The 25953-nt window shown below is 61.3% G+C and carries 25 protein-coding genes; 9 read left to right on the forward strand and 16 right to left on the reverse strand.

The genetic code is table 11. The features are described 5' to 3' along the window. Positions 1–886 precede the first annotated feature (886 nt). From ACM6G4_RS02770 to ACM6G4_RS02785, 4 genes are all read right to left on the reverse strand, one after another. On the reverse strand, positions 887–1933 hold the full coding sequence (locus tag ACM6G4_RS02770) for an NAD(P)/FAD-dependent oxidoreductase (protein ID WP_414912992.1): 1047 nt from the start codon (positions 1931–1933) through the stop codon (positions 887–889). Beyond that, entirely contained in the window at positions 1930–4050 is a 2121-nt protein-coding gene (locus ACM6G4_RS02775; protein ID WP_414912993.1) for a hypothetical protein, read from the reverse strand. Before ACM6G4_RS02775 ends, ACM6G4_RS02770 begins: the two co-directional genes overlap by 4 nt. A gap of 199 nt (positions 4051–4249) precedes the next feature. Further along, the gene (locus ACM6G4_RS02780) at positions 4250–5566 is read right to left on the reverse strand and encodes an ATP-binding protein (RefSeq protein ID WP_414912994.1); all 1317 of its coding nucleotides are present in this window, start codon (positions 5564–5566) and stop codon (positions 4250–4252) included. Next, entirely contained in the window at positions 5563–6303 is a 741-nt protein-coding gene (locus tag ACM6G4_RS02785) for a response regulator (RefSeq protein ID WP_056723657.1), read from the reverse strand. Before ACM6G4_RS02785 ends, ACM6G4_RS02780 begins: the two co-directional genes overlap by 4 nt. Positions 6304–6600: 297 nt before the next feature. Between ACM6G4_RS02785 and ACM6G4_RS02790 the strand changes: the two genes are divergently transcribed. The 3 genes from ACM6G4_RS02790 to ACM6G4_RS02800 all read left to right on the forward strand — a co-directional run bounded on the left by ACM6G4_RS02790 (position 6601) and on the right by ACM6G4_RS02800 (position 8503). After that, positions 6601–6864: a DUF2790 domain-containing protein gene (locus ACM6G4_RS02790; protein ID WP_223542438.1), complete on the forward strand. Its 264-nt coding sequence runs from the start codon at positions 6601–6603 to the stop codon at positions 6862–6864. Positions 6865–6912: 48 nt separating this feature from the next. After that, complete coding sequence (locus ACM6G4_RS02795; protein WP_414912995.1) at positions 6913–7125, forward strand: hypothetical protein; 213 nt, start codon at positions 6913–6915, stop codon at positions 7123–7125. A 160-nt stretch (positions 7126–7285) separates the two neighbouring features. Continuing rightward, a complete protein-coding gene (locus tag ACM6G4_RS02800; RefSeq protein WP_414912996.1) occupies positions 7286–8503 on the forward strand; it encodes a cytochrome c biogenesis protein DipZ in 1218 nt (405 codons plus the stop codon). A gap of 9 nt (positions 8504–8512) precedes the next feature. Here the strand turns inward: ACM6G4_RS02800 and ACM6G4_RS02805 are convergent, their stop codons facing one another. Beyond that, positions 8513–9505, reverse strand: coding sequence for an AraC family transcriptional regulator (locus ACM6G4_RS02805; protein WP_223542435.1), 993 nt, complete (start codon positions 9503–9505; stop codon positions 8513–8515). 179 nt (positions 9506–9684) lie between these two features. Here ACM6G4_RS02805 and ACM6G4_RS02810 point away from each other — a divergent pair, with 179 nt between their 5' ends. Both ACM6G4_RS02810 and ACM6G4_RS02815 read left to right on the forward strand, forming a co-directional pair. After that, complete coding sequence (locus tag ACM6G4_RS02810) at positions 9685–9954, forward strand: DUF4242 domain-containing protein (RefSeq protein ID WP_056723667.1); 270 nt, start codon at positions 9685–9687, stop codon at positions 9952–9954. A 44-nt stretch (positions 9955–9998) separates the two neighbouring features. Continuing rightward, positions 9999–10811, forward strand: a complete 813-nt coding sequence (locus tag ACM6G4_RS02815) for a class I SAM-dependent methyltransferase (RefSeq protein ID WP_414912997.1) — start codon at positions 9999–10001, stop codon at positions 10809–10811. 129 nt (positions 10812–10940) lie between these two features. On the opposite strand, the gene ACM6G4_RS02820 is transcribed toward ACM6G4_RS02815, so the two are convergent. Next, the gene (locus ACM6G4_RS02820) at positions 10941–11327 is read right to left on the reverse strand and encodes a DUF488 domain-containing protein (protein ID WP_414912998.1); all 387 of its coding nucleotides are present in this window, start codon (positions 11325–11327) and stop codon (positions 10941–10943) included. A gap of 2 nt (positions 11328–11329) precedes the next feature. Next, positions 11330–12052, reverse strand: a complete 723-nt coding sequence (pcsA, locus tag ACM6G4_RS02825) for a phosphatidylcholine synthase (protein ID WP_414912999.1) — start codon at positions 12050–12052, stop codon at positions 11330–11332. Between the two features lie 258 nt (positions 12053–12310). On the opposite strand from pcsA, the gene ACM6G4_RS02830 reads away from it, so the two are divergent. Both ACM6G4_RS02830 and ligD read left to right on the forward strand, forming a co-directional pair. After that, entirely contained in the window at positions 12311–13039 is a 729-nt protein-coding gene (locus ACM6G4_RS02830; RefSeq protein ID WP_409079412.1) for a tellurite resistance TerB family protein, read from the forward strand. Between the two features lie 207 nt (positions 13040–13246). After that, entirely contained in the window at positions 13247–15283 is a 2037-nt protein-coding gene (gene ligD, locus ACM6G4_RS02835) for a DNA ligase D (protein WP_414913000.1), read from the forward strand. A gap of 148 nt (positions 15284–15431) precedes the next feature. Here ligD and ACM6G4_RS02840 read toward each other — a convergent pair whose 3' ends face one another. The 6 genes from ACM6G4_RS02840 to potE all read right to left on the reverse strand — a co-directional run bounded on the left by ACM6G4_RS02840 (position 15432) and on the right by potE (position 22564). After that, positions 15432–16106, reverse strand: a complete 675-nt coding sequence (locus ACM6G4_RS02840) for a DUF3313 domain-containing protein (RefSeq protein WP_414913001.1) — start codon at positions 16104–16106, stop codon at positions 15432–15434. Between the two features lie 50 nt (positions 16107–16156). Continuing rightward, positions 16157–17425: an OmpP1/FadL family transporter gene (locus tag ACM6G4_RS02845; protein WP_414913002.1), complete on the reverse strand. Its 1269-nt coding sequence runs from the start codon at positions 17423–17425 to the stop codon at positions 16157–16159. A gap of 381 nt (positions 17426–17806) precedes the next feature. Continuing rightward, positions 17807–18346, reverse strand: a complete 540-nt coding sequence (locus ACM6G4_RS02850; RefSeq protein WP_056723124.1) for an HD domain-containing protein — start codon at positions 18344–18346, stop codon at positions 17807–17809. Beyond that, the gene (locus tag ACM6G4_RS02855) at positions 18346–18747 is read right to left on the reverse strand and encodes a hypothetical protein (RefSeq protein ID WP_056723123.1); all 402 of its coding nucleotides are present in this window, start codon (positions 18745–18747) and stop codon (positions 18346–18348) included. The genes ACM6G4_RS02850 and ACM6G4_RS02855 overlap by 1 nt, the downstream gene beginning before the upstream one ends. Before the next feature lie 125 nt (positions 18748–18872). Beyond that, positions 18873–21158: an Orn/Lys/Arg decarboxylase N-terminal domain-containing protein gene (locus ACM6G4_RS02860; protein WP_056723121.1), complete on the reverse strand. Its 2286-nt coding sequence runs from the start codon at positions 21156–21158 to the stop codon at positions 18873–18875. After that, positions 21155–22564, reverse strand: a complete 1410-nt coding sequence (gene potE, locus ACM6G4_RS02865; RefSeq protein ID WP_056723119.1) for a putrescine-ornithine antiporter — start codon at positions 22562–22564, stop codon at positions 21155–21157. The genes ACM6G4_RS02860 and potE overlap by 4 nt, the downstream gene beginning before the upstream one ends. 184 nt (positions 22565–22748) lie before the next feature. Between potE and ACM6G4_RS02870 the strand changes: the two genes are divergently transcribed. Both ACM6G4_RS02870 and ACM6G4_RS02875 read left to right on the forward strand, forming a co-directional pair. Then, positions 22749–23078, forward strand: coding sequence for a hypothetical protein (locus ACM6G4_RS02870; RefSeq protein ID WP_056723118.1), 330 nt, complete (start codon positions 22749–22751; stop codon positions 23076–23078). Between the two features lie 121 nt (positions 23079–23199). Beyond that, entirely contained in the window at positions 23200–23616 is a 417-nt protein-coding gene (locus ACM6G4_RS02875; RefSeq protein ID WP_046040328.1) for an organic hydroperoxide resistance protein, read from the forward strand. Positions 23617–23733: 117 nt separating this feature from the next. Here ACM6G4_RS02875 and ACM6G4_RS02880 read toward each other — a convergent pair whose 3' ends face one another. From ACM6G4_RS02880 to ACM6G4_RS02890, 3 genes are all read right to left on the reverse strand, one after another. Next, complete coding sequence (locus ACM6G4_RS02880) at positions 23734–24243, reverse strand: copper chaperone PCu(A)C (protein WP_414913003.1); 510 nt, start codon at positions 24241–24243, stop codon at positions 23734–23736. A 1-nt stretch (position 24244) separates the two neighbouring features. Next, positions 24245–24850 carry an SCO family protein gene (locus ACM6G4_RS02885; protein ID WP_056723114.1) on the reverse strand — a complete coding sequence of 202 codons (606 nt, stop codon included), beginning with the start codon at positions 24848–24850 and terminating at the stop codon, positions 24245–24247. Between the two features lie 205 nt (positions 24851–25055). Next, positions 25056–25940 carry a ChaN family lipoprotein gene (locus tag ACM6G4_RS02890; RefSeq protein WP_414913004.1) on the reverse strand — a complete coding sequence of 295 codons (885 nt, stop codon included), beginning with the start codon at positions 25938–25940 and terminating at the stop codon, positions 25056–25058. Positions 25941–25953: the final 13 nt, after the last annotated feature.

Here is a 25953-nt window from a genome sequence, read left to right on the forward strand (position 1 = left end):
GGTCGGCTTCGCTTCGACCTACATGCAATGAGTTCGACTGCGTCGAACGGCGCTGCGCGCCCATCCCCGGATGAACACCTGCGCTCAGCCTGCCGAGGGGGCGGGTGGATCAAGATCAAGAGCTGCAGGCGAGCTAACGCTCGGCCTGATGAGTGGTGAAGAGCGTGGGGGTACGCCGATCTGCCTTTGCTCTTCTGTAGGAGCGAGCTTGCTCGCGATGACGACCTGCCAGCCGACCAATATCTTGCGGATGTACTGAGTACCTGTGGGAGCGAGTCTGCTCGCGAAGACGGCCTGCCAGCCGACTCAATGCTCACAGGCAAACGAACCCCGCGATCAGGCCGGCCGGTAGGCCGCCTCGCTTTTGCTTTGGCTTTTGATCTTCTTGCCCCCTCGTAAGGCCGAGTGGAGGTTCTGCGCAGTGGGCAACCCGGCATGGATGCCGGGTTAGCCGCCGCCGGCCATGGATGGCCGATGGCGGCGGGCCCACGGAGCAGGACCGGAGCGAGGGCATGCCGAGCCTAAGCGAGGCACCGAACGTCAGGGGCAAGAGCCCTTGGTTACTTGGGGCTCTTCCAAGTAACCCGCCGTAAGGGCGGAACCATAAGCCGCCGTTACCGCAGAAACGGATATGTACACCCTCAAAAATCCATGCCGCCTGACACTCAGCCATCGCGAGCAAGCTCGCTCCCACAAGGATCTCCCACAGGGATCTTCAGTGGCCACAAGTCCCGCGTAAAACCGGGGACCCAATGTGCGAGCCTGCTCGCGATAGCGGCCTGCCAGCCGACCATTCTTTACAGCTGGCCTGGCATTCCTCGCCCCCGAACCGAAAATTTCTACACCGGCAATTTCAGTTCCGCACACAACCCGCCACCCTCACGAGTCAGCTCACGGATCGAGCAGAGTGCTCCAGCCAATCCGGCGGGCAAGGATGAGCGCCATAGAAGCGGTGCATTTGCATCAGGTCACGCTCGAACCAATCGCGGACCCAGCGACTGTACTGCGCCTGCGCCTTGTATTGGACATCAGGCTGTTGGAGGCAGTCGAACACTGCCTGCGCCGCTTGCATACCGGTCATCAGCGCCTTGAGTACGCCATGCGAAGCTGCCGGATCGAGTACGCTGGCCGCATCGCCAGCAGTGAAAAAACCTGCACCTGCAAGTGCCGCGCTGATGCGCCAGGACACATCGGCACCGCGAATGGAACCTGCGCATGGCAACCGTTGCAGCTGTTCGGGCACGGTTCGGGACCTGCTCGATTCTTTGCCAAAACACAGGCGTGTCCAGTGCAGCAACTGATCTTCCACGCGGGCCACCCAAGTCCAGCCATCGGGGTCGGCCCGCAGATGCGGAGTTTGCTCATAGGGATCGATGCAGCCTTTGAGGTAGCCGTATCGGGCGATCAACAGCGGCGAATGGCGACGCACCTTTAACGAGAATTGCCGGCTCAGCCAACCCGTTGCCCCGCTGGCGTCAATCAGGTAGGACGCGAACAAGGGGCCTGAATCGGATTCCAGGCCAATCACTCGCCGGTTGTGGGTCAGCAGGCGTCTGGCCTTGCACGGTTGCAGCACCCTGACGCCCAGCATCGCAGCCCGTTGCAGCAATACCGCGTCCAATCGCGCCCTGGCAATCTGAAAGCCAAGCCAGGGACCGGCAAGGTCCTCGCCAAAACCACTGAAGCGAGGCGGGTCGTCCCAATGCACCCATTGCCCGGGATAGCGAATCGTCCCTTGGCTACACACTTGATCGGCCACCCCCAGTTGTTGCAACAAAGGTTCGATACCCGGGTGCAGGCTTTCGCCAGGACGAAACCGCGGAAAACCCTGGCCCTCGAGCTGCGCCACCCGCAGTCCACGCTGCGCGCAACTGATTGCCGCAGCACTTCCCGCCGGGCCACCCCCGACCACCAGCACATCCAAGTGATTCACTTGGCGATCTGCCAAGACGATTCGTCGTGTTTGACCAGGATCGCTTCGGCGCTGACCAACAGGGTCGCCTGGTGCAGGATCTCTACATTGCGCAGTTTGAAGTCGATATCCCGGGTCGAGTCGAGTCCTCGCTCGTACAACTGATAGCGATGCACCCAGCCGCTCAGTTGCAGGCCAGCCTCCTGTTCGGCAGTGTCGAGTTCCTCATCCGGTCGATGCACGAAGGTAAATGACAATATCGGCCACTTATTGCGCTCGGGTTTGTTACTCCCGACTCCCAGCACGTTGTACACACGATTCATCGACAGCACCCGGTCTTCGTAATCTTGCAGGGTGGTGTTGCCCGTCAGTTGCAGGGAGAAGCCTCCATCAAGTGCCACCTGGGTGTAGTCGGTGTATTCGTAGGCGTGGTATTGGACGAAGCGACCTTCTGCTTGCTCTACCAGGCGTGGCCCTCGTTGGTTATCCCAGGCCGGGCCGCCGGTCTGGCCGATTTCCTGGTCGGTCAGCGGGATGATGGTATGCAGGCTGCCCCTTGGTTCAAAGGTACGTGCCGAATCCGGCGCCACACCCGGCCAGAAAGAGCTAAGGGCTGCGCAAATTCGCACATCTTCACTGAAGGGGCTGGCCAACTTGTACCCGGCTAAGAAGTGCAGCGAAGTATTATCCTCGCTAAGCTGGAAAACCCTGCCCAACTCCCAGCCGGGACCAAAGACTCCGGCGGCGGCATCAGGCAAGGAGGAAGGGCGGGCAACGGTCGTGGCGCTGTTTGCGGATGATGACGTGGAGCCTGCCTCACGCGGCAAGGCCACAATTGCCGTGACCCCGCGATCATCTGCCGAAAAGGGTTGATCTTTCAGGCTCAGGTTGGCGCAGTACCGAATATTCGACAATGCCTCCAGTTTGGTATGCCAGATGTCCGGGGGGGTGGGCAGGTTGGGCTCAGTATTTGCCCAGCGTATAAGTTGGCGCTGGCTACACAAAGGAAAGAAATCCGGGGCACCAATCACTGAGTACGCTGCTACCGAAGGCAGGCTATTTTCCAATGACGGACAGTGTGCCCGAACCCAGCCATCGGCCATGCCGTCATGGTAATGCAGGGCGCGATAGCCACCTTGCCTGACGATTTCGTCCACTCCCTCGCGATCATTCAAATCCTTGATCTGTCCATCTTTGCTCACCTGATGCCGGGCATGCACTATACCGGAGGTGCCGCGAGGCACCTGGAAGGACAAGGGTTTGCCCTGGTAATAGGCAAGCTCCACCAGTCGGGATTTGGGCTGCGGGAGCAGCAGACCCGGCCCCAGATCTGCTTGCGTAGCCCAAACAGCCAAACCGTCAGTGATGACGAACGGCGGCTGGCTGATTTCCGGCTCCTGCCAGCCGGCTGTGCCCTCATAGTACCGGTGGACATACCGTAACTTCTCGTTGATCTGGTAGTTATCCAGCTCAAGTGTCAGGTCCATCCCGGCCAGGCACTGCGTCCCCTCGAACAGCTTGTGCAGCGGCACCCAGAAATCCAGACCGGCATCAACATCGTCTTGAAAATCCATCGGCCCGAAGCGCGCGGCGTTACCCTTGTGTTGCATGGCGATGTAAGCGCTGTAACGCACAGGCATGACCCTGATGCCGTGCACGTCATCATCCACGAACGGCAGGAAGCACCGTCGTTGGGCGTCGTAGTGGGCGGCGACGGTGCCGACGCGGGCGATGCCGGTACGGGAGAAACACAGGTCGGCATGTTCACCGTGCACGGTGTCACCGGCGCAACGGTACTCGCTGGCAAACACCACCAGCGCCAGCGGTGCGCCCTCGGCTTTTCGCTGGAGGTCTTCGAGTGTGGGTGGGTTTACGCCATAGACATAATCAAGAATCGCTTCAATTTCGGCAGGTGTCGGATACAGTTGCAGAGGCTGCCCGGCTTCGTCGAGAGTGACCTCGGGCGAGGCCAGCGCGTGATACAGCAGGCTGTGCGAGGGCTGGCTGGACTCAATCGCCCGGTTGCCGGCACTGGTAAACCCCTCAAAGCCTGGAAGGTTGCGGTCGATGGTCAGCGGCTTGATCAGCTCGGAGTCGAGCGGTACTGCGAGGATGTCCAGCCCATGGCGCAGCAACAACGAATGCCAGCCGCCAGGCGCCAGTCGCGTGCACGCCTGGGTCACTGATTCGAGCAAGTCCATCGTGGTTTCCCGTTGATCCTGTGGACGGACATTGCACAGGAACCCGGGGAGTGCTGGCTACTGTCAGTTCTGACAGTGGTGACCAATGGTCGGCCGCCCTCGGTGTTATTAGATCCCACAGAGGGCGGCGAGGAATTCAGTGAAGTAGCGGCAACTTCAACTCCGCACACAACCCGCCACCCTCACGATTGCTCAAGGTCAACGACCCTCCAATCGCGACCGCCAGTTGCTGGGCGATCGCCAGACCCAGCCCGGTGCCGCCGGTGCTGCGGTTGCGGGAATTCTCAACGCGATAGAACGGCTCCATCACTTGCTTGAGTTCCTCCTCGGCGATCCCCGGACCACGGTCGAGGATCCTGATCGAGAGGTTGCCATCGGCCCGTTTTTCCACCTGCAATTGAGCAGCACCGGCAAACTTCAATGCGTTGTCCGTCAGGTTGACCAGCACCCGGCGCAAGGCGTGGGGGCGGATATCGATGACGGCCGCACTCTTGCCGGTGAGCTGAACATCCTTGCCCACGTCCTGATAGTCGAACACCAGGCTGTCGAGGAACGAGTCGAGGTCGGTGCGGCGGCTTTCTTCGGTGGCGCCGTGGATGCTGCGGGCGTAGGCCACGCCTTCGCGCACCAGGTGTTCCATCTCGCCCAGGTCGTTCCACAGTTTGTCTTTCTCACTGGAGTCGTCCATGAACTCGGCGCGCAGTTTCATGCGGGTGATCGGGGTTTGCAGGTCGTGGGAGATTGCCGCGAGCAGTTGCATGCGTTCTTTCAAGTAGGCCGCGATGCGTGCCTGCATCGAGTTGAAGGCCCTGGCAGCGTGGGCGACTTCGCTCGGGCCTCTTTCGTCGAGGAGTACCGGGTGCGCGTTGGGGTCCAGGGTTTCCACGGCACCGGCGAGGCGGGTGAGGGGGCGGATGGCGATTCTCACCGCCAGCCAGGAGCACGCCAGCATCAACGCCAGTTGCCCGAGCAACACGATGGGCAGCCAGGGTGACAACGGCACCATCGCCGGGCGGACGTCGATGGTCAGCGGGCTGCCATCGGCCAGGTTCAAGTGCACTTGGAAATGTTTTTTCGGCCCGGGGATGTCGGTGAAGGTCATCGGGTAATCGTGGCCGATGGCGTCCTTGATCGAGGCAATGGCGATGGGCGCATCGGGCATGTCGGTGCGCATGGGCGTGCCCGGCGAACCCTCATTGAGCATGTAACTGTAATTGCGCCGCTCCAGTTGTTTGAGCCAGGCGGCTCGCTCATCGACGGGCAAGCGGTCGAGGATGGCAACGGAGGTGGAAACGTCGGTTTCCAGGTTGCCGAGCATGGTGTTTTTCGAGGACTCGTAGCGTTCGTAGTACTGCACACCGAAGGACAGCGCCTGGGCGAGGATCAGGCCGATCAGGAAAATCAGCGACAGCCGCGAAGCCAGGGTGCGCGGCCAATGCAGCGCCAGGGTCATGATTGATCGCCCAGAATTTCCACCGGCAGGGAAAACACATAGCCTTCGCTGCGTACGGTCTTGATGTAGGCCGGCTCGCGAGCGTCGTCGAGCAAGCGCTGGCGCAGGCGACTGACCAGCAGATCGATGGAACGGTCGAACAGGTCGGCGTCGCGGCCCTGGGTCAGGTTGAGCAATTGATCGCGGTTGAGCACCCGCTGCGGATGGTCGAGAAACACCCGCAATAATCGATATTCGGCACCGCTCAGGGCCACCATGGTGCCGTCTGTATCGAGCAGGTGACGGGCCGAGGTGTCCAGGCGCCAACGGCCGAAGGCCAACAGGCGGCTGGCTTCGGTCACCACCAGGTTCGGCGGCAGCATGCGCGTGCGTCGCAGCACCGCGTTGATCCGCGCCAGCAGTTCGCGGGCGGCGAATGGCTTGACCAGGTAGTCGTCGGCGCCCATTTCCAGGCCGAGGATGCGATCGGTCTCATCGTTGCGGGCGGTGAGCATCAGCACCGGCGTGGCCTTGTGCTTGCCGGCGCGCAATTCGCGGCAGAGCAGCAGGCCATCGTCCCCTGGCATCATGATGTCCAGCACGATCAGGTCCACTGGAGTGGTTTCCAGAAAAGCGCGCATCTGCCGTCCATCCGCCACGACCGTGGTGCGCAGGCCGTTTTTCTTCAGGTAGTTGCCAACCAGTTCGCGGATTTCGCGGTCATCGTCAACGATGAGGATGTGATCAACGTGATCCATTGGGCCAAACCTCTGGTAAATGGGGAATGCCACACAGTCTATAGAGCCTGGGCGGGCTCGCCTGCCACCCTTTGTATTGCAGTGTATCTGGCTTGCCTGCGGATACACACGAAGGCAAAAAAGCCGATTTCCAGCGGTTTTGTATGCCTGTGTATCCAGGCGCCGTTCTGATACGCAGCGATTGATTCACGCCGATTCCCGACACAGACGAGATACCTCACAGGCTTTTAATGGGTTCCATCGAGGCCAGCCAGAGCGCCTCGGCCCAACGACCTGTCGAACCCTGAGGAATCCGCCATGAACACCAAGGCCATCTACGCCGCCTGCCTGTTTGCCGCCCTGAACATCTGCACCTTGTCGGCCCGTGCCGAAGCCGATGTCGCTCCCAGAACCTACACCTACGGCACCCAACTGGACATCAGGAAAGTGCTGTCGCTGACCGAGGACGCTACGCCTTCCTGCGGCGTGGTGAATGCGCAGCTGACGTACCTCGACTCCCAGTCCAGGACCCAAGTGCTGGATTACCGCAAATTCGCTGACAACTGCAACTCGCAAAACTGAGTGTCGCGCCCGACCACCGCCTGATCCATTTGAAACAGGAAGGACATCATGAACAACGTTTCCCGCTACCTGACCGCCATCGTCTTTTCCGTCGCCGGTGCGGCGGCCCATGCCAACGCCACTGTCGAGCAAAGCGCCTGCGCCGGCAACACCTGCTTCCAGCTCACGCCTGTGGCGCAGAAGGATACCCAGGGCTTCCTGGCGCAAGACGGTTCCAGCCGCACGCCGCAAGGGCAGTTGCTGGATGAGCAGACGGCTTGAGAACACCCCAATCCAATGTGGGAGCGGGCTTGCTCGCGAAGAGGCCAGTACATTCAACATTGATATCAACTGAAAGTACGTCTTCGTCGGAACGCCGCCCGGAGCAAGCCCGCTCCCACACTGGCTCTGTGTCGCCCTATAACCTGCATCAGGTGATCCCATGTTACTCATCGCTTTCCTGGGCGGCATATTGACCGTCCTCAGCCCGTGCATCCTGCCGGTCGTGCCCTTCCTGTTTGCCGGGGCCGACCGCACACGTTCCTCGATCCTGCTGACCCTCGGCGGCATGGTCCTGACCTTTGCCCTGGTCTCCAGCCTGGCCGTGGTCAGCAGCGAGTGGGTGATCCAGGCCAGCAATACCGGCCGCCACGTCGCGCTGGTGGTGATGGTGCTTTTCGCCCTGTCGCTGATTTCCGCCCGGGTCGGTGACTGGCTGGCGCGGCCCTTCGTGCTGCTGGGCAATCGCATCGACCCGAACTCGCGCAAGATGTCCCGGCCGCTGGCGTCGATCATGATCGGCGTCGCCACCGGGCTGCTCTGGGCACCCTGCGCCGGGCCGATCCTCGGGGTGATTCTCACCAGCGCCATGCTGCGAGGCGCGAACGCCGGCACCAGTCTGTTGCTGGTGGCCTATGGCGCGGGCAGTGCGCTGTCCCTGGGCACCTTGATCTTTGCCGGTCGCGGCCTGGTCAATCGCTTGAAACCGTCGATTCCGGTCACTGGCTGGTTGCGCCGTGGCGCCGGGGTTGCGGTGCTGTCCGGTGCGGCGGTGATTGCAACGGGGGCCAATGACCTGTTGCTGGTCAACACCTCATCGCAAGGTGTCAGCAGTGTGGAGAAAGACGTGCTGGAAGCCGTGCCGAAAGTCGTCGATTACCTGGTCAGCAAGGTCAAGGCCGACAGCACCATGGGCGATGCCCAGGGTGCCATGCCCTCGCTGTCCGGCGCGGTGGACTGGCTCAACTCGCCGGCCCTGAGCAACGAGGCCGTTAAAGGCAAAGTGGTGCTGGTGGACTTCTGGACCTTCGACTGCATCAACTGCAAGCACACCCTGCCGTACGTGAAGGACTGGGCGAAGAAGTACGAAAAGGACGGGCTGGTGGTGATCGGCGTGCACACGCCCGAATACGGCTTTGAACGCATCATCGACAACGTCAGGGCCAAGGTGAAGGAGTACGGCATCACCTACCCGGTGGCGATCGACAACAACTACGCGATCTGGCGCAACTTCGACAACCAGTACTGGCCGGCGCACTACCTGATCGATGCCAAGGGGCAGGTGCGTTACACCCACTTCGGTGAGGGTAGTTATGACACTCAGGAGAAGATGATTCAGCAGTTGCTGGAGGAGGCCAAGGCAAGCGCGCCAACGGCGTAATTTGCTTGTTCAATGGCTCACAGGTCTTGCCTCGTGGGCCATGATTTTTTTCTCCTGACCGCGCCGCCACGCCGCCGGTGGCGCACCGAACTCGCGACGGAAGGCGCGGCTGAAAGCGGTATCGGTCTGGTAACCCACTTCTTCGGCGATGCGCGTCAATGAGCTGTTGCTGCTGCGTAACAGGTTGGCGGCGAGCAACATGCGCCATTGCGTCAGGTACTGCATCGGCGACACCCCCACCAGTTGCTGGAAGCGTTCGGCCAACACCGATCTTGAGGTGCTGGCGGTGCGCGCCAGTTCGTCCAGCGTCCAGGCGTGGCAGGGCTTTTTGTGCAAGGCGTTGAGGGCGGCGCCGACGATGCGGTCGCGCACGCCGGCCAGCCAGCCGGTGCGGCCTTCGCCCTGTTCGTTCATGTACAGGCGCAACACTTCGATGAACAGCACTTCGGCCAGTTTGGCCAATACCCCTTCGCCGCCAGGGCGAGGCGAGCGGGCTTCGGCGAGGGCATAACGCACGGAGGATTCCAGCCAGATACCGGCATCCGAACCGCGTACATTGACGCGCACCACGGCCGGCAAGCCCTTGAGCAACATGCCCGCCAGGCGCGTGTCGCACGCCAGGTAACCACACACCAACCGGGTGACCGCGCCACCTCCGCCATAACTCAACTGCCGAGGGCGGCGCGCGAGCACCGCATCCAGTCGCGCACCCGTGGCCGGGGGCAACCCGGGACGGGAGCACATGCGGTGGGCATCGCCCTGGGGGAAGATCACCACGTCGCCCGCACTCAGCAGCAGCGGCGGGGCATCGCCCAATTCCACGTAGCACTCACCCTCGGTGATCAGGTGAAAGATCACCACCCGTTCCGCATCGGGCTCCAGGAACGGCGCCGCCGTATCGGCGCTGGGCGACTGGTAGCACCAGGGCGCGGTGAACCGGGCGTTGATGAAGATCGCGCCGACCAGGTGCACGACACGCAGGGTCTGTGACAGAGCGTCCATTGGGGTTTCCCCGTGGGAGGTTCCTGATTGTGAGCGCGCCTGCGCGCTACGTGGAATCTCCGGACGATCGGGCAGGGTTGGGCGACGATCGGACAGGACGCCAGCGCCCGTCAGGACGATAGTTTGTCTACGGGGTCAATACCGGCCCTGCTACCCAGAACAAGAAAAGAGAGGTTGCCATGCCGAAGTTCGTGATTGAACGCGAGATCCAGGGCGCCGGAGCATTGTCGGAAAGGGATTTGAAAGCCGCTTCGCTAAAGTCCTGCCAGGCGTTGCGTGAGTTGCCAGAGGTGCAGTGGCTGCAGAGCTATGTCACCGGTGACAAACTCTACTGCGTGTACATCTCGCCGAACGAGGAGCAGATCCGGGAGCACGCCAGGATCAGTGGTTTTCCCGCCAACCGCATTTCCCAGGTCATGAATATCATCGATCCGACGACGGCGGAGTAACCGCGACCGGACCCGACTCGTGTTTCAAACCAGAGACCGTTTCCATGAGTACACCCATTGATCTGACTGCCTTGAAAAACCGCCAGATGGCCTCCTGGGCCAGCGGTGACTACGCCGTGATCGGCACCACCCTGCAGATCGTCGGCGAGCAACTGGCTGAAGCCTGCGACCTGTTGTGCGATGAGCGCGTGCTCGACGTAGCCGCTGGTAACGGCAACGCAACCCTCGCGGCTGCCCGCCGTGGCTGCCAGGTGACGTCCACCGACTATGTCGCCGCCTTGCTCGAACGCGGCGAAGAACGGGCCCGGGCAGAACGCCTGAAGGTCTCCTTCCAGGTCGCCGATGCCGAAGCCTTGCCCTTTGCCGACGGCAGTTTTGATGCCGTGCTGTCGACCTTCGGCGTGATGTTCACGCCAGACCAGCCCAAGGCCGCCGCGGAACTGGCGCGGGTTTGTCGCCCGGGCGGGCGGATCGGCCTGGCCAACTGGACGCCGGAAGGTTTCGTCGGCCAGATGTTCAAGACCCTGGGCCAACACCTGCCACCCCCTCCGGGCGCCAGTCCGCCCTCCCGCTGGGGTAGCGAAGCCTGGCTGCGCGAGCATTTCGACGAGCGTGAATTCCTGCTTCAGGTGACACGCCGCACGTTCAATTTCCGCTATCGCTCGGCGGCGCATTTCATCGACACCTTCCGCCAGTGGTACGGGCCGGTGCACAAGGCCTTCGCCGCGCTGCCCGCGGATGGCGCCAAGGCACTGGAGAGGGACCTGAGCGAGCTGATCAACCGGATGAACCGGGCGGGCGACAAGTCGCTGGTGGTGCCGAGTGAATACCTGGAGGTGGTGATTACGCGGCGTTGAGTTACCACAAGTCCAATGTGGGAGCGGGCTTGCTCGCGAAAGCGGTGTGTCAGCCACAGCATCTTCGACTGAAAGACCGCATTCGCGAGCAAGCCCGCTCCCATAGGAGTTGTGTGTTGGTCATTGCCTCTAAATCACTAGGGCACCACGGGCTTGCAGCAACTCGCGCAACACCGACCGGTGACAATGCGCTTCATCCTCGCAATAACAACCCACGGCCAGGGACGTCTGGTGGGACAGCGCGGCCAGCAGGTCCAGCATCTGACTGGCAGCGGGCTGGCTCATCTCGGCCTTGAACCTGCGCCGGAACACCTCCCAGGCCTTGGCATCCTGTGCGGCCTTGGCCTCGGCCACCAACTCGGCACTGGGCGACAGCAGCGGTTGCCAGACATCATAAAAGTCCCGACGGGCGAATTCGGTTTTCGGTACGCCGCGTGGAGGGCGGCGTACCGTGCCCAGGCGCAAGCCTTCGTCAGGCCGACGGGGTGATCCGAGTTGAACGATATGGACCGCCATGGCTACTTGAGCCCCGACTCGTCGAACCACTCCAGCGCCGTGCGCCACAGGCAGATGCCCAGGAAGTACGCCGACATCAGCAACCACAAGCCCATTACCAACGGATTGATCCGTGGATGGTTGAGCACCAGTGACAGGCTGCACAGCAACCAGATGGCTGTCACCGCAATGTTGATCGGCATGAACCGGCGCACGCGAAACGGGTGCAGGAATTTCATCCGGGTCACGGTCAGCAGCGCCAGGCCGATGACCGTGACGAAGGTGATCCACGGCGGCGGGGCGATGATGTACAGGCACAGGGCGACCACGTTCCAGGCGGCGGGGAAACCCTGGAAGTAGTTGTCGGTGCTCTTCATGTTGACGTTGCAGAAGCAGAACAGCGACGACACCAGAATCAGCGACACGCTCAGCAGCAGGGTGTAGTCCGGCAACGGAATGTAGCGGTAGATGAACAGTGCCGGGATAAACACGTACGTCAGGTAGTCGATCACCAGGTCGAGGATCGAGCCATCGAAGCTCGGCAACACCGACTGCACGTTGACCTTGCGTGCCAGCGCACCGTCCAGTCCGTCGACGATCAGGGCGACACCCAGCCACAGCAGGCAATGGGTCGGTTGGTTCTCCAGCAGGGACAGGGTGGCGAGGAAAGCGGTGACCACGCCAGTGGCGGTAAAGCCATGGGCGCCCCATGCTTTGAGCCTGGCGATGTACAGGGTTGAAATCACGGGGGCGTTCTCCAGTGAATGAAGCAAGCCAGTTGTCGCCCCGCGTATGGGGGCGGTGGCAAACCGGGTCGGGTTGCAGGTATCGACCGGGTTTGCGGGAATAAGGTTCACCACCTATGAATCTTAGCTGCGCCGCCAGGAAATACTCCGGAGCAATCCGCGGTAGCGCGGGCGGGTCAGCCCAACGGTGCTGGCACATTCGCCGGCGGGGGCTATCGTTGCCTGACTGGATAAACGCCCTTCAAGAGGACAACTGCCATGAACACCAGCGATCTGCTCGAACAATTACTGCGCGCCGGCCAGGGCTCGATGGCGCAAAAGGGTGGCGGTGGCTCGTCGGCCCAAGGCGGGCTCGGCGACCTGGGTGGATTGCTCGGCGGCTTGTTGGGTGGTGGTGCTGGTGCAGGCAGTGGCGGTGGTGGCGCTGGGTTGGGCGATTTGCTCGGTGGCTTGCTCGGTGGTGGTTCGCCGATGGGCGGTGCACCGCAAAGTCGCTCCGCTGGCGGCACTAATTATGCGGCGCTGGCGTCCCTGGGCATGATGGCGTTCCAGGCGTACCAGGCCTGGCAACGCAGTCAGGCGTCGGCGCCGCAAGAAGCGCCACGGACCGTGGACTTGCTGGCCGGCCCGGAGGCCGAGGAGCACAGCCATGGGATCCTGCGGGCATTGATCGCCGCGGCCAAGGCCGATGGCCGCATCGACGAAGCCGAGAAGCACATGATCAGCACTGAAATCGGCCGTCACACCGACGATCCGCAATTGCAGCAATGGCTGGACGACGAGGTCGCCAAGCCTCTGGACCCTAATGAAGTGGCGCAATCGGCCACCGACCCGGCCATGGCCTCGGAGATGTACCTGGCCAGTGTGATGCTGGTGGACGACCAGCAGGACGCCGAGCGCAACTATCTGGATGAACTGGCTGCGGCGTTGCAGATCGACCCGCTATTGCAATTGCATCTGGAACAGCAGGCCAAGGGTACTGCCTGAAAGGGTGCATCCGCCTTGGTAAAGCTTCGCGAGCCTGCTCGCGAAGAACGATGACTCGGTCAACCTGCGCAAACACCGGCCGTATCCCGCGCCACAAGCCCGTCCGTCCGGGCTTTTTCAACGTTGATTGAATTATTGCGCCGCTCGCTGGCTCTGCTTGATTAGAAGACGTTTGCATTCGACGTCCTGGCGCGAAGCAGGTAAGCCATGCCCCGCAACCTCGATGATTACAACCGCCTGGGTGACTTTTCGGCGACCTCCAGGGCCGCCGCCAAGCGCTCACGCCCGGGAGCATCATCGCCCCTCACCGGTGCGCGCAAAGCCAGGCTACCCGAGTTGCTCAAGCCTGAGTTGGCGACGCTGGTGGAAAAAATCCCCGACGGCCCGTGGAGCTACGAAATCAAGTTCGACGGCTACCGCATCATGGCCCGCATCGACCACGGCGAGGTGAAGCTGATCACCCGCAATGGCCACGACTGGACCCACAAACTGCCGGGGCAGGCCACGGCCCTGGCCGCGCTGGGCCTGGAATCAGCGTGGCTCGACGGTGAAATGGTGGTGATGGACGAACAGGGTGTGCCGGACTTTCAGGCGCTGCAAAACGCCTTCGAAGAGGATCGCAGCGACGGCATTCTCTACTACCTGTTCGACCTGCCGTACCTCAATGGCGTGGACCTGCGCGAGGTGTCGGTCGAAGAGCGTCGGGCCGCGCTGGCGGCCGTGCTCAAGGCCAATAAAGATCCGCTGCTGCGCTTCTCCGAGTCGTTTGGCCAGGAGCCCCGGGCCTTGCTCGACAGCGCCTGCCAGATGCGGATGGAAGGGTTGATCGGCAAGCGTCTGGGTTCGCCCTATCTCTCCCGGCGCAGCAGTGACTGGATCAAGCTCAAATGCCAGCAACGGCAGGAATTCATCATCGTTGGCTTCACCGAGCCGAAAGGCTCGCGCCATGCCTTCGGGGCATTGCTGCTGGGGCTGCATGACCGCGATGGCGGCGAGTTGCGCTACGCCGGCAAGGTCGGCACCGGGTTCAACGAGGCGACCTTGCGCAGCCTCCATGAACAACTCAAGCCGTTGCAGGTGAAAAAGCCGCCTGTGGTTAACCCACCCGTCGGTTCGCAGGCCAGGGATGTGCACTGGCTCAAACCCAGGCTGCTGGCGGAAGTGGCCTTCGCTGAAATGACCAGGGACGGCTCGGTACGCCATGCCGTGTTCCATGGTCTGCGCAAGGACAAACCGGCCCGAGCCATCACCGAGGAGCGTGCGAGTACCGTGAAAACCTCCACTGAGAAAAAAACCGGCACGGCAAAGCCCGCAGCCACGCAAAAGAAAGCCGCGCCTGCCCCCTCACAGATCGGTCTGGAGGACGGCAAGGTCCGCATCACTCACCCGGACCGGGTGATCGACCCCGCCAGCGGCACGACCAAACTGCAACTGGCGCAGTACTACGCCAGTGTCGCCGAGTGGATCCTGCCCGAACTCAAGGATCGTCCGGTGGCGCTGGTGCGTGCCCCGGACGGCATCGCCGGCGAGCTGTTTTTTCAGAAAAACGCCGAGCACCTGGCGATCCCCGGCATCACCATGCTGGACAAACAACTCACCGGCCAGCCGATGATGCTCATCGACAATGCCGAGGCGCTGGTTGGCGCGGTGCAGATGAGTACCGTGGAACTGCATACCTGGAACGCGACGTCTGACAAACTCGACAAGCCGGACCGTTTTGTCCTCGACCTTGACCCGGACCCGGCGTTGCCATGGAAGCGCATGGTCGAGGCCACGCAACTGACGCTGTCGGTGCTGGATGAACTGGGGCTCAAGGCGTTTCTGAAAACCAGCGGCGGCAAGGGTATTCATGTGGTAGTGCCGTTGACCCGCAAGCTCGGTTGGGACGAGGTCAAGGATTTCAGCCATGCCATTGTCAACCACATGGCCAAGCTGTTGCCCGAGCGTTTTTCGGCGGTGTCGGGACCGAAGAACCGGGTCGGACGGATCTTTATCGATTACCTGCGCAACGGCCTGGGGGCGACCACCATTTGCGCCTACGCCGTACGTACCCGCGAAGGGTTGCCGGTGTCGATGCCGATCTGGCGCGAAGAGGTGGCCGAACTCAAGGGTGCCAATCAATGGAACCTGCACAACGTGCATGAGCGTCTGGCTGAAGTCGGGGATGGGCCGTGGGCGCAGATGCCCGGAACCCGACAAGCGATCACTGCCGAGATGCGCCGGCGGGTGGGGATGAAGAAGTGACCGCAAGGGTCAGGAGGGGAACCTCTGTGGCGAGGGAGCTTGCTCCCGCTCTCGACTGCGCAGCAGTCGCAAAACATGTCGTTGCCGACAGTCCAGGGGCCGCTACGCAGCCCGGCGCGAGCAAGCTCGCTCGCCACAAAGGCAGGTGTTACTTGAGGAATGCCTGGAAGTCGGTACCCAGTTTGTCGATCGCCGCCTTGAAGTCCTTGGCGGTAATCTGCTGGCTTTCGTTTTTCAGTTCGGTGCCGAACACCTTGCGCACCACTTTGGCCACGGTCTGGTTGCTCCTGGCGTCGACGAACTCGGCTTCGATGAACAGGGTGGTGTCCTGGTCACGGTGGCCGGTGGCGGCCTGGGTTGCGCCGACGACGGCCGCGATGGGAACCACTTCATACCACTTCATGCCTTCGTTTTCGGCGTTCACTCCGGTAATTGCCGCACGCATGATCAGGGGGCGCGAACCCGCCGGTGCGGATGAGGTGTTGGTCACTACGCGATACTTCTGACCCAGGGTGGCCTTGGCCTTGTTGGTCATGTAGTTCTGAATGTCCGTCAGCGTTTGCTGGTTGACCCGCTCATCGGGTTTTGGCGCAGGGTAGAGCTCCAGTTTATTAAACACCACGGTGTCATAGGCATTCGGGTTCCACGAAGGGCTGACCCAACGCATTGTGGTACCGCCGCTCGGCGTTTCGACTTCCTGCAGGTTGTTGTAGTTGGACAGGAAGCCTGAGTATTGCTCCTTCTCAGTCACTTTCGAGGTGCAACCGCCTAGCAGCAGACTGGCCAGCGTGGCGCCGACGAGCAGTTTTCGGGACAGATTCATAGTGGTGTTTACTCCTTGGAAGAAATCTTCGTTCTTTTGTTTACAAGACATCAAAATCGCCAGGTCATGTTTCCGCTCAAGGCTTGAATCCAGGCATTGTCGAATTGACCGGATACTCGATTGCCCGATACGGATTTGGTCTGCTCAACCGGCATGTCGCCGAGCCAGACCATGGCCCAACTGACGTTGACATCGGTGTCCTTGTCCAGAGCATAGGTGGCTCCGGTGGCAATACGCCAGGATTCGTTCATCGGCAGGACTACACTGCGGTTACTGTCCGAGACGGCGCTGCTGTCGTAGGCCACGCCGAAGTTCCACAACCACTGCTCGGTGGCCTGGTATTGCGTGCCAAGGGAGAGGTGCCAGGTGTCCTTGAAGCCGGCGTCGACGGTCTTCGATTGCGATCCGAACGCCGTGGTGTCGACCTCTACGGCGATGTCGCCGAATTCCGACCAGTCCTGCCAGTTGGCCGAGGCCAGCAGTGCCCATTGTCGGTCCAGTTGCTGGAACAGGCTCAGGGTGACGGTTTGCGGCACCTTCATGTCCAGTTCGGTGTTGGTGTTGTTGACTCTGTCGAGCAGACGTCCGTCGCCCTTCACATCAAGCCGGTCCTTGAAGTCCAGGTCGACCTGGCTGGTGTAGGTCAGGCCGATGCGCGTGCCGGGTTGCGGGGCGTAGATCACACCGACGTTGGCGCCATAGCCCCAGGTGTTGTCCTGATACTTGTATTGGCCGTCAGCGCGGTCAGTGAAGCCGAAAGGGGAGCGGTCGATGGCGGTGTCGGCCTGCAACATGCCGTACATGGCCTTGACGCCGAGGCCGACCGACCACTGCTCGTTGAAGCGATACGCCACGCTCGGTACCAGTGACAAGCCGAGCAGGCTGGAGTTTTGTGCGAAGTAGCGGCCGGACCAGTCGTTGTCGTAATTGAGCGCCAGGCCGAAGTCACCATAGGAACCGAAACCGACGCTCCAGTGCTCGTCGAGTTCATGGCTGATGAAGAAGCTGGCGCCGGGCATCGGATCGAGGGCATTGCCACTGCCTGTGCCCGGGGTGTTGGTGCCGGAGTCGCGGTCGAAGCTCAGGTCGCCGTACAGCACCTGCAAGCCACCGGTGATTTGCGTGCCCGGCAGAAAACTCATGCCCGCCGGGTTGCTGGCGATGGTCGAGGGGCCTTGGGCACGGGCGGCGGCACCGGCGTTGGCCAGGCCGGCGTTATCGGTGCCGATTTCATAGAGCATGATGCCACCGGCCCAGGCTTGTTGGCAGCACAGGGCAAGAAGCGCAGAAGTGGGCAGGGCAGCTGTTTTTATTGGCATTGAAATCCCTCAGCAATTGTCCATTTCGAATACGGGTGGACTGCACCAGCCACCCGTGGATTCGGCTGTTATTTGGCCATCTCTGCCCGAGCCGCGGCGATTTTGGCTTTAATGCACCCAGGGCGCTCTCCCCAAATAGAGGATTTCATACCGGTTCGACGGACCTTTTTCGGTGATCATTAGAGTTTGATCATAGCCGTCCAGATGAACTTTGCAGGTGGTGTCACCCAATTGTTGAAATGCGTTACCCCCCGCGAAGAGCGTAGGTTTGAATTTCGAAATATCCAGTAGTGAATAGTCAGAAAGTTAGTGTTTCAGGCACATTGCCGCGAAATGGCTTTCCGGCAATGGCGACGTCAGAGGGGAAGGCAGACGTTTGTGTTACCAGCGAAACATCGGCAGCGGCCGCAGCGGCGAGCGGATGAGCTGCCGGGCGGAAAGCTTGATCAGCATCGAGTGGAAACCGTGATCGGGAAAGGTCGCCTGCACGGTTTTGATGAAGCTGCGGGGCAAGCCGAAACGCACCAGGCCCAGGGATACGTCCACCAGGTCGGCCTGGCGGAAGGGTTCGACACTGTCGGCGTAGACACCGCGATACCGGCGCAGCTTGTGATGCTCAAGTATCAGCGCGCTGACTTCATCTTTCAGTTCCGGTCGTTGCCGGTTGTCGAGGTACTCGGTGGCCAGGGCGATGGACGGGGGCAGGTAGTCGAGAGTGTCATCGGTCCAGATACCCAGGTCATGAAACGCCGCCGCGATTTGTACCGCGTCCGGGGGCAGGCCTTCGGCACCACGCAGGGCACCATGGAAATTCAGCACCCGGTAAATATGGTTGCGGTAGCCCTGAAGGTCGGCCCCGATGGCCAGGGCGAACGAAGTGAGAATCTCGTCGGTGAGGGGGAGTTCGAGAAGAGGTGTCATCAGGCGTCACGCAACAGGTCGTTGGCATTGAGCAGGTCGTAGGCGATCTCCGGGCGCTTTTCCATGGCCCGGCGAATGGCGGCGGGGATGTTGGCGCGGGTCTTGCGGCACAGCCCCGGCAGTTCGCCAACCTGGATGCCGATGCCGCGCATGGTGCGCACTTCGTTGAAACCGGGGGCGATGTGCACGCGGATACCCAACTGTTCGAGCATGCGCCGTTGCAGGTGCTCCAGATCGCTCAGGCTCTGCAGGTTCTCCAGACGCTCGATCAGGCGTTTTTCTTCGTTGCGGGTCAGAAACAGAATGCGCAGGTCCGCCCCTGGTGTTTCCAGCAGCGGGTCGCGCCCGCAGTCGCAGGCGCCGGGCGGGCAGGGTGAGCGGATCGCAGCAGTGGTGGTCATGGGGATCAATCATAGAGCGCAGTGATCGAGTTTGCCCATAGGGATTTGACGTGAAGGCGATCTAAAAATGTGGGAGCAAGCTTGCTCCCACATGGGTACTGCGTTTAATGAAAGTCTCGCTTACCTCACTTCAAGACCAGCATCCGATAAACGCCATCTTCGACTTCGATCCCGTGGGTGTCATGGGTGAAGCCGGGGAAGGATTTGTCGAAGGCTTCCAGTGCCTTGAGATACGCCAGCAGCGGACCGTCCGCCGGCCCTGCGTTCTCACCCGGCATCAGCAGCGGGATGCCGGGTGGATACGGCACGATACCGGTCGCGGCAAGACGCCCGGCGGCTTCGTTGAGCGTCACCAGCTCGATGTCGTTGCGCACCAGTTTTTCGTAGGCCTCCACCGGGCTGAACTCGGCTTTTGGCAAGGTGCCGAAGGCCTGGGACATGTTGGCGGTGGTCTTGTGCTTCTTCATGGCGGCGAAGATTTCGTTGGCCAGATCCTTCAGGCCCATGCCGGCATAACGATGCTGGTTGGCGTTGTACAGGTCGGGCAGGCACAGCTCGAGCTCGGCGTTGTCGTCGTAGTCACGCTTGAAGTCGAGCAGGGCGTTGAGCAGCGTGCCCCACTTGCCTTTGGTGATGCCGATGGAGAACAGGAACAGGATGGTGAAGTCGGTGGTTTTCTCGACCACGATACCCTGACGGCCCAGGTACGCCGTGACCACGCAAGCGGGGATCCCGGAGGCGAGCAGGTTGCCGTCGTCACCCATGCCCGGGCTGAGCACCGAGACCTTGATCGGGTCGAGCATGCAGTAGCCGTCTTCGATGTCGCCGAAGCCGTGCCAGACCGCGTTCGGGTGCAGGACCCAGCAGTTCGGGTCGGTTTTCAGCGTGGCCGGGTCGACCTCATGGAACGGCACGGTCGCTGCGCCAACCTGTACGGTCGGCGGCTGCCAGCAGGTGAAGAACCAGTCGTCCTTGCTCAGCATCTCGTTATGCATGCGCGAGAGCACCTGGCGGAAGCTGATGGCTTCTTCAATCGACTCGTTGGTGAGGATCTGCCCGCTCGGTGCCTCCATCATCGCCGAGCTGACGTCGCAGGACGCCATGATCGCGTAGTTCGGCGAGGTCGAGGCGTGCATCATGTACGACTCGTTGAAGCGCGCATGTTCGATCGGGTTACGCCCGTCACGCACGTGGATCATCGAGGCCTGGGACAGGGCGGCCAGCAGCTTGTGAGTCGACTGGGTGGCGAACACGGTCGGCCCGGACTTGTCATGATCGGCCGGGTCGCCGTGCATGGCATGGCGTCCGCTGTACAGCGGGTTGAAACGCGCATAACCGTACCAGGCTTCGTCGAAGTGCAGGCGGTCCACGCTTTCACCCAGCAGTTCTTCGACGCGGGTGACGTTGTAGGTCAGGCCGTCGTAGGTGGAGTTGGTGACAATGGCGTGCACCGGCGTCGGGTCGATGCCTTGCTTGACCAGCGGGTTGTCGGCGATGGCGGCTTTCACGCCTTCGGCGCTCAGGGTCTGCGGCAGGATCGGGCCGATGATGCCGTAGCGGTTGCGGGTCGGTACCAGGTAGGTCGGAATCGCCCCGGACAGGGTCATCGCATGCTCGGCGGACTTGTGGCAATTGCGGTCGCACAGGGCGATCTGGTTGCGCGTGACGCTGGCCATGAGGATGACGCGGTTGGACATCGACGAGCCGTTGGTCACGTAGTACGTGCGGTGGGCGCCAAAGACCTTGGCGGCATAGCGTTCGCCCTGGCCGATAGGGCCGCTGTGATCGAGCAGCGAACCGAGTTCGCCCACCGAGATCGACAGGTCGGAACGCAGCAGGTTTTCCCCGAAGAACTCGTAGAAGGCCCGACCCGCTGTGCTTTTCAGGAACGCGGTGCCGCCGGCATGGCCTGGGGTGTGCCAGGAGTATTCATAGCTGCGGGCAAACTTCACCAGCGCGCCGAACATCGGCGGCAGGGCGGCCTGGCGATAGCGCTCGATGGCCGCCAGGATGCGCCCGCTGAGGAAGCGGGAGGTGTCCTCGGGCAGCCAGATGAAGTCGTCGGCGTGCTGCATGACCAATAACGGAATGCTCGACGCGGTGGTACGGTCGCTGATCAGGAACACCGGCACGCGGGTGTTGCGCTCGCGCAGCTTGACCAGCAATTTGGTGCAGTCGGCGTGGCCTTCGCTGGTGTCCATTTCCCAACGGATCAGCACGCATTGAATGGCAGGGTCCGAGCGCAGGATCGAGGCGGCATCGGTGAGGCTTTCCGAGGCCAGTACGCTGACACCACGTCCCTCTACGTCCTGGACCAGTTGGTCCAGGGCGCGGCCAAACACCGTTCGCTTGTCCGGCGGGCTGCTGACCAGTAGCGCCAGCATGCCCAGCGAGTGTTTATATTCCGTCATGCTTGAACCTCCATAGTGGCTGTATTCAGATTGTTCACCGGCACTGGCTCGGCAGTGAGGTGCTGCGCGCTGACGGTTTGCGTCGGTACGCTGTTGTTGAGTGCTTCGAGGCGGATCAGGCGGTTGTTGACGAAGCCGAACAGGGTGTAGCCAACGATCGTGGCCACGCCGCCCAGCATCAGTGCCTGTTCACCGGAACTGTACAGTGCCAGGTAACTGTAGGCCGCCGCGATCAGGGCGATGACGTTGGTGGCCAGTGCCTTGCCTTCCGGCACGTTGGAGACTTTCTGCATGGTCATCAGTGCGGCCATGGACAGGATGTACGGCACCAGGTTGGTGACCACCGCGAGGTTGACCAGGGTGTCGAACTGCTTGCTCAGGTCGGGGCTGATGGTGAGCAGGGCCAGCGCGGTCTGTGCCGCCAGCAGCACCAGCATGCCGACAATCGGCGTTCCCGCTTTGTTGCCCTTGGCAAAGATCGGCAGGAAGTAGCCGGTGTCGGCCGAGCTTTTGTACACCTGGGCGATGGTGAACTGCCAACCCAGCAGCGAACCGATGCAGGCGAGCACCATGGCCGCCATCACGATATCGCCGACCATTGGGGTGAACATCTTGGCGAACACCAGGCCGAACGGCGCGGTGGACGTGACCAGTTCTTCGTTGCCGACGATGCCGAAGATGACGTTGGTGGAGACGATGTAGATCACCGCCGCCCCCAGGGTGCCGCCCAGCACGGCAATCGGTACGTTGCGCTCAGGGTTTTCCACCGCGTCGGTGTTGGCGCAAGCCGATTCCAGGCCGAGGAATGCCCACAGGGTAATTGCCACCGAGGCGCCTGCCGCTTCGAACCAGCCCTTGTCGTGGGGGTTCCATCCAGCGGCGTAAACGCTGCTGTCGAACCAGAACCAGCCCACCGTGGATACCAGTACCACCGGTGCAATCACCCCCCAGACCGTGACCGCGCCGATCCGGCCGGTAATGCGGGCACCGCCAAAGTTGGCGAAAGTGGTGATCCACAACAGGGCAATAGTGGCCAGGCCTACTTGCAGCGAATCAAGCTTTATCCCGAACAACACCTGGATGTAGCCGACGGCGGTAATACTGATCGCCACGTTGGCAATCAACAGCGAGAGACCGTAGGTGTAGTTGGTGATGTAGTTACCTGCTTTACCGAAGGTGTATTCGGCATAACCGCCCATGCCGCCGGTCTTGCGGCTGAGCATCCCGCATCGCGCAAAGGCGTAGGCCAGAGCGAGGGAGCCGGTGGCCGTTATCAGCCAGGAGAGGATAGAAATCGCACCGACTTCGGCGAGTTTAGTCGGTAGCAGGATAATTCCTGAGCCCAACATGTTGACGGCGGTCAACATTGTCAGTTGCCCCACACTCATTTTCTTTGCGACTGACATTCCGTTGCCTCACTTAGTTGGCGATTGAGAACCTTAGCTATAGCAAAGGTTTGAAATCCCGCAAGAAATTGACGACCCCCCATCCGGCTTTTTCATTTATTTGCAAAAAAGGCAGGATGCTGGCCCCCAAGTTTCAAAGTTGTCTACAAAATTACTTGGTTTTCAATTGGTTAGATAGGTCGAAATGCGCAAGATATGGATCGCATTAGTCCCGCTAGTAGTTGCGGGCATAGCCACTTCGGTTCAAGCAAAAGAACTGGCCGCCAAAGATCAGTACATGTGCAGTTGGGGGGCGGGCACCGCTGCAAGGGCACAGGAACTCAAGCTCTCAGGGGTTTCCTTGTATGCCGCCCGGCAGAAAATCCAGGTCTACAAGTTCGCTAAAAGCTGGATGCGCATGATGGCTCTTGGCATTACAGAGCAAACTTATGACAGTCCGTCGCGATTCAAACCGGCTGCTGTACGCCAGAGCTTTTATGAGGACTGCGTCAGGTACAAGTTGGCGCGTAAATAAAGAAGAAGCGGGCGTCGGTCGGATCGACCGCCGTGCGGGGCTGTGACGACTATATTGATTGACCATCCCAGCGACCCGATGGGGTGAAACCGGTTTTTTACAACTCAATCAGGAGGTCATCATGAGCCAGATCGATAAAGTGTTGTACACCGCCCAAACCCACACCACGGGCGGGCGTGACGGCGCGTCCCGCAGCTCCGACGGGATCCTCGACGTGAAGCTGTCGTCGCCGGGTGCGGGCGGTGGCGGAACCAACCCCGAGCAACTGTTCGCTGCCGGGTGGTCAGCCTGTTTCATCGGCGCCATGCAGGTTGCAGCCAGGGAAATGAAAGTGGCGCTGCCCAAGGATGTGGCGGTCGATGCCGAGGTTGACTTGGGCACCAATGAAGGCGGCTACCTGCTGCAGGCGCGGCTCAATGTCAGCCTGCCGGGGCTGGACCGTGAAACCGCACAGAAAATCGTCGACACCGGGCACCAGTACTGCCCGTACTCGAAAGCCACGCGCAACAACATCAATGTGGTGCTCAAGCTTGTTTAAGTTGACGTGAAAAGGTCCTGATCAAAAAAAGATCGCAGCCTGCGGCAGCTCCTACGGAATCGGTGTAGGAGCTGCCGCAGGCTGCGATCTTTTTTGTGTTGCGATACTGCGAGAAAATCAATGCATCTTGCTGTGATCATGCATCATCGTGCCGTGATCCATGGTGTTAATCGCTTTGGCAACGGCTTCTACCTGAATCGACTCTTTCTCGCCCTTGGCGTTTTCGACGGTCAGGGTCAGTGGCACCTTGTCGCCGTCCTTGATCTGGCCTGTGAGGTTCATCAGCATGATGTGATAGCCGTTGGGATCGAAGCTCACCGGCTTGCCGGCCGGCAGAGCCACGGAGTCCACCTGCTGCATCTTCATCACGTCGTCTTTCATGCTCATTTCATGAATCTGCACCAGCTTGGCGACCGGCGTTTGCACGCTCAGCAACTTGCTGTCGCTGCTGGCGGTGACGGTCATGAAGGCGCCGCTCGACGGCTGGCCGGCCACGGTGGCGCGGACCCAGGCGTCGTCGACCCGGGTTTGTGCCGAGACCTGAAGGGCCAGGCCGACCAGGGACAGGCCCAGTGCCAGTTGCTTGCAGCGTTGCACGAAGCGGTTTTTAGCCTGCGGGGCATTCATTTCAGCAAACCTCCATCACGGTGAGCAGGTCTTCTGCGCACTCTTTGGCCGTCAGGGACGCGGACAGTCCCAGGCGCAGATTGCCCCGGGAGTCGAAGACATAGCTGGTCGCGGTATGGGAGAGGGTATAGGTATCGCCGCTTGGGACTTTCTCAAAGAACACGCCGAATTCCTTGGCGGTGGCGGCGGTTTCTTCCAGCGTGCCGTACAGGGCTTCGAAACTCGGGTCGAAAGCCTTGACGTACTTGTCGAGCAACTCTGGCGTGTCGCGTTCAGGGTCGAGGGTGATGAAGACCACCTGCAGCCTTTCGCCATCGCGGCCCATCAGTTTCTTGGCCTGTGCGGCGCGGGCCAGGGTGGTCGGGCACACGGCCGGGCACTGGGTGAAACCGAAGAACACCATCGGCATCAGGCCGCGATAGCTGCCCAGCATCCGGGTTTCGCCCTCTGGGTTCTTGAGCTTGAAGTTACGCCCCATGATCTTGTCGCTGAGGTCCTTGCCGTAGTTGAACGACAGCTTGCTGCTGTCGTCGCAACCGGCGAGCAGGCCCAGGCTCAACAGGCCCATGCCTTGCAGGACAGTCCGGCGGGTATACAAAGTACTCATGAAAAAAAGCATCCTGTTGAACAGGCTGAAATGACAGCGTGATGACTGTACAGACGAAAAAATCGCGGGGATGTTAACAAACTGTGCCGGTGCCGGAGGTGCGGATACGACCATTGGACCGGCGCACAGGCGTGACATAGTGTCGCGTCGTCAGGGCAAAAGTGCTCCCTCGCCACAAAGGTTCAGGGCAATCTGTCGGGTCGTTTTAACGACGCAGCTTCGCGCAATGATCCTGTTCCGGCTGTGCGGCTGTGTACCAGACATAATCCGCACTCTCGGCGGTCACGGTCTTGCCCGCTTCGGCCAGGATCAGCACTGCATTCCCTTCATCGGCACCGAGGTCCTTCAGGTGCAGCGGCACCCCCAGGTCCTTGCGCACGTGGAAGGCACCGGCCAGCAGCAACGCAGGCTTCGGCGCGGCCATCAGGCGCTCGGCCATGCGCCGGTCACGTTGCTGCTGCACGGCGAGCATGGCCGGCATCTGCGCTTCGGGCAGCAGGCCGCAATGGGATTCGCGGATGTCCTCCAGCAAGGTCGCCTGCACCTGTTGAGTGGTGGATGCTTGCCCCGTGAGTAGCGGGCGCTGTTTGTAGATCTGCATGATCTGCGCGCGGTCCAGGTTCGCCGCCAGCAGCGGATACGGTTGCCGCAGCGCGTAGGTGACGAGTGCGCCATAAACACTCCAGTCCCAATTGGCCTGCCAGGCCAGCGCCTTGAACGCATCGATCGGTGGCTGGCCCGCGCGGGTCGCAGCTTGCGCGGCATCGACCCTGGCCTGTTGATCTGGATTGAGCATTTCCATCAACAAACTGCCTTGTGGGCGTTGCGCCGCCAGTTCGCGCAGCAGCCACAATTGCAGGGCGTGGTGGTCCGGGTTGTCGTGCTGTTCGCCGACCAGAACACGCGGCGCAGCGGCCAGGCGTTCGACCAGTTGTTGTGGCGTCAGCGTACGGCCCGTGGCGAGTTCGCGAATGACCCCGAGGTCGGTGTGATCACGGCCTTGCGGGGCGATCGGCGCCGGCAGTGGGGTGACCTGATGGGTTTGGCAGGCAGCCAGCAGGCTGAATGCACAGAGCAACACAAAGCGCATCGGTTTTCCTTAT

The sequence above is a fragment of the Pseudomonas sp. IT-P258 genome (genome assembly GCF_949767825.1).
GTDB lineage: Bacteria > Pseudomonadota > Gammaproteobacteria > Pseudomonadales > Pseudomonadaceae > Aquipseudomonas > Aquipseudomonas monachiensis.

Excerpts from the sequence above, each read along its gene's own strand:
- ACM6G4_RS02780 (WP_414912994.1), bottom strand. The coding sequence starts at position 5,566 with ATGACCCTGGCGCTGCATTGGCCGCGCACCCTGGCTTCGCGGCTGTCG.
- ACM6G4_RS02785 (WP_056723657.1), bottom strand. The coding sequence starts at position 6,303 with ATGGATCACGTTGATCACATCCTCATCGTTGACGATGACCGCGAAATC.
- ACM6G4_RS02790 (WP_223542438.1), top strand. The coding sequence starts at position 6,601 with ATGAACACCAAGGCCATCTACGCCGCCTGCCTGTTTGCCGCCCTGAAC.
- ACM6G4_RS02795 (WP_414912995.1), top strand. The coding sequence starts at position 6,913 with ATGAACAACGTTTCCCGCTACCTGACCGCCATCGTCTTTTCCGTCGCC.
- ACM6G4_RS02800 (WP_414912996.1), top strand. The coding sequence starts at position 7,286 with ATGTTACTCATCGCTTTCCTGGGCGGCATATTGACCGTCCTCAGCCCG.
- ACM6G4_RS02805 (WP_223542435.1), bottom strand. The coding sequence starts at position 9,505 with ATGGACGCTCTGTCACAGACCCTGCGTGTCGTGCACCTGGTCGGCGCG.
- ACM6G4_RS02810 (WP_056723667.1), top strand. The coding sequence starts at position 9,685 with ATGCCGAAGTTCGTGATTGAACGCGAGATCCAGGGCGCCGGAGCATTG.
- ACM6G4_RS02815 (WP_414912997.1), top strand. The coding sequence starts at position 9,999 with ATGAGTACACCCATTGATCTGACTGCCTTGAAAAACCGCCAGATGGCC.
- ACM6G4_RS02820 (WP_414912998.1), bottom strand. The coding sequence starts at position 11,327 with ATGGCGGTCCATATCGTTCAACTCGGATCACCCCGTCGGCCTGACGAA.
- ACM6G4_RS02830 (WP_409079412.1), top strand. The coding sequence starts at position 12,311 with ATGAACACCAGCGATCTGCTCGAACAATTACTGCGCGCCGGCCAGGGC.
- ligD (WP_414913000.1), top strand. The coding sequence starts at position 13,247 with ATGCCCCGCAACCTCGATGATTACAACCGCCTGGGTGACTTTTCGGCG.
- ACM6G4_RS02840 (WP_414913001.1), bottom strand. The coding sequence starts at position 16,106 with ATGAATCTGTCCCGAAAACTGCTCGTCGGCGCCACGCTGGCCAGTCTG.
- ACM6G4_RS02845 (WP_414913002.1), bottom strand. The coding sequence starts at position 17,425 with ATGCCAATAAAAACAGCTGCCCTGCCCACTTCTGCGCTTCTTGCCCTG.
- ACM6G4_RS02850 (WP_056723124.1), bottom strand. The coding sequence starts at position 18,346 with ATGACACCTCTTCTCGAACTCCCCCTCACCGACGAGATTCTCACTTCG.
- ACM6G4_RS02855 (WP_056723123.1), bottom strand. The coding sequence starts at position 18,747 with ATGACCACCACTGCTGCGATCCGCTCACCCTGCCCGCCCGGCGCCTGC.
- ACM6G4_RS02860 (WP_056723121.1), bottom strand. The coding sequence starts at position 21,158 with ATGACGGAATATAAACACTCGCTGGGCATGCTGGCGCTACTGGTCAGC.
- potE (WP_056723119.1), bottom strand. The coding sequence starts at position 22,564 with ATGTCAGTCGCAAAGAAAATGAGTGTGGGGCAACTGACAATGTTGACC.
- ACM6G4_RS02870 (WP_056723118.1), top strand. The coding sequence starts at position 22,749 with ATGCGCAAGATATGGATCGCATTAGTCCCGCTAGTAGTTGCGGGCATA.
- ACM6G4_RS02875 (WP_046040328.1), top strand. The coding sequence starts at position 23,200 with ATGAGCCAGATCGATAAAGTGTTGTACACCGCCCAAACCCACACCACG.
- ACM6G4_RS02880 (WP_414913003.1), bottom strand. The coding sequence starts at position 24,243 with ATGAATGCCCCGCAGGCTAAAAACCGCTTCGTGCAACGCTGCAAGCAA.
- ACM6G4_RS02885 (WP_056723114.1), bottom strand. The coding sequence starts at position 24,850 with ATGAGTACTTTGTATACCCGCCGGACTGTCCTGCAAGGCATGGGCCTG.
- ACM6G4_RS02890 (WP_414913004.1), bottom strand. The coding sequence starts at position 25,940 with ATGCGCTTTGTGTTGCTCTGTGCATTCAGCCTGCTGGCTGCCTGCCAA.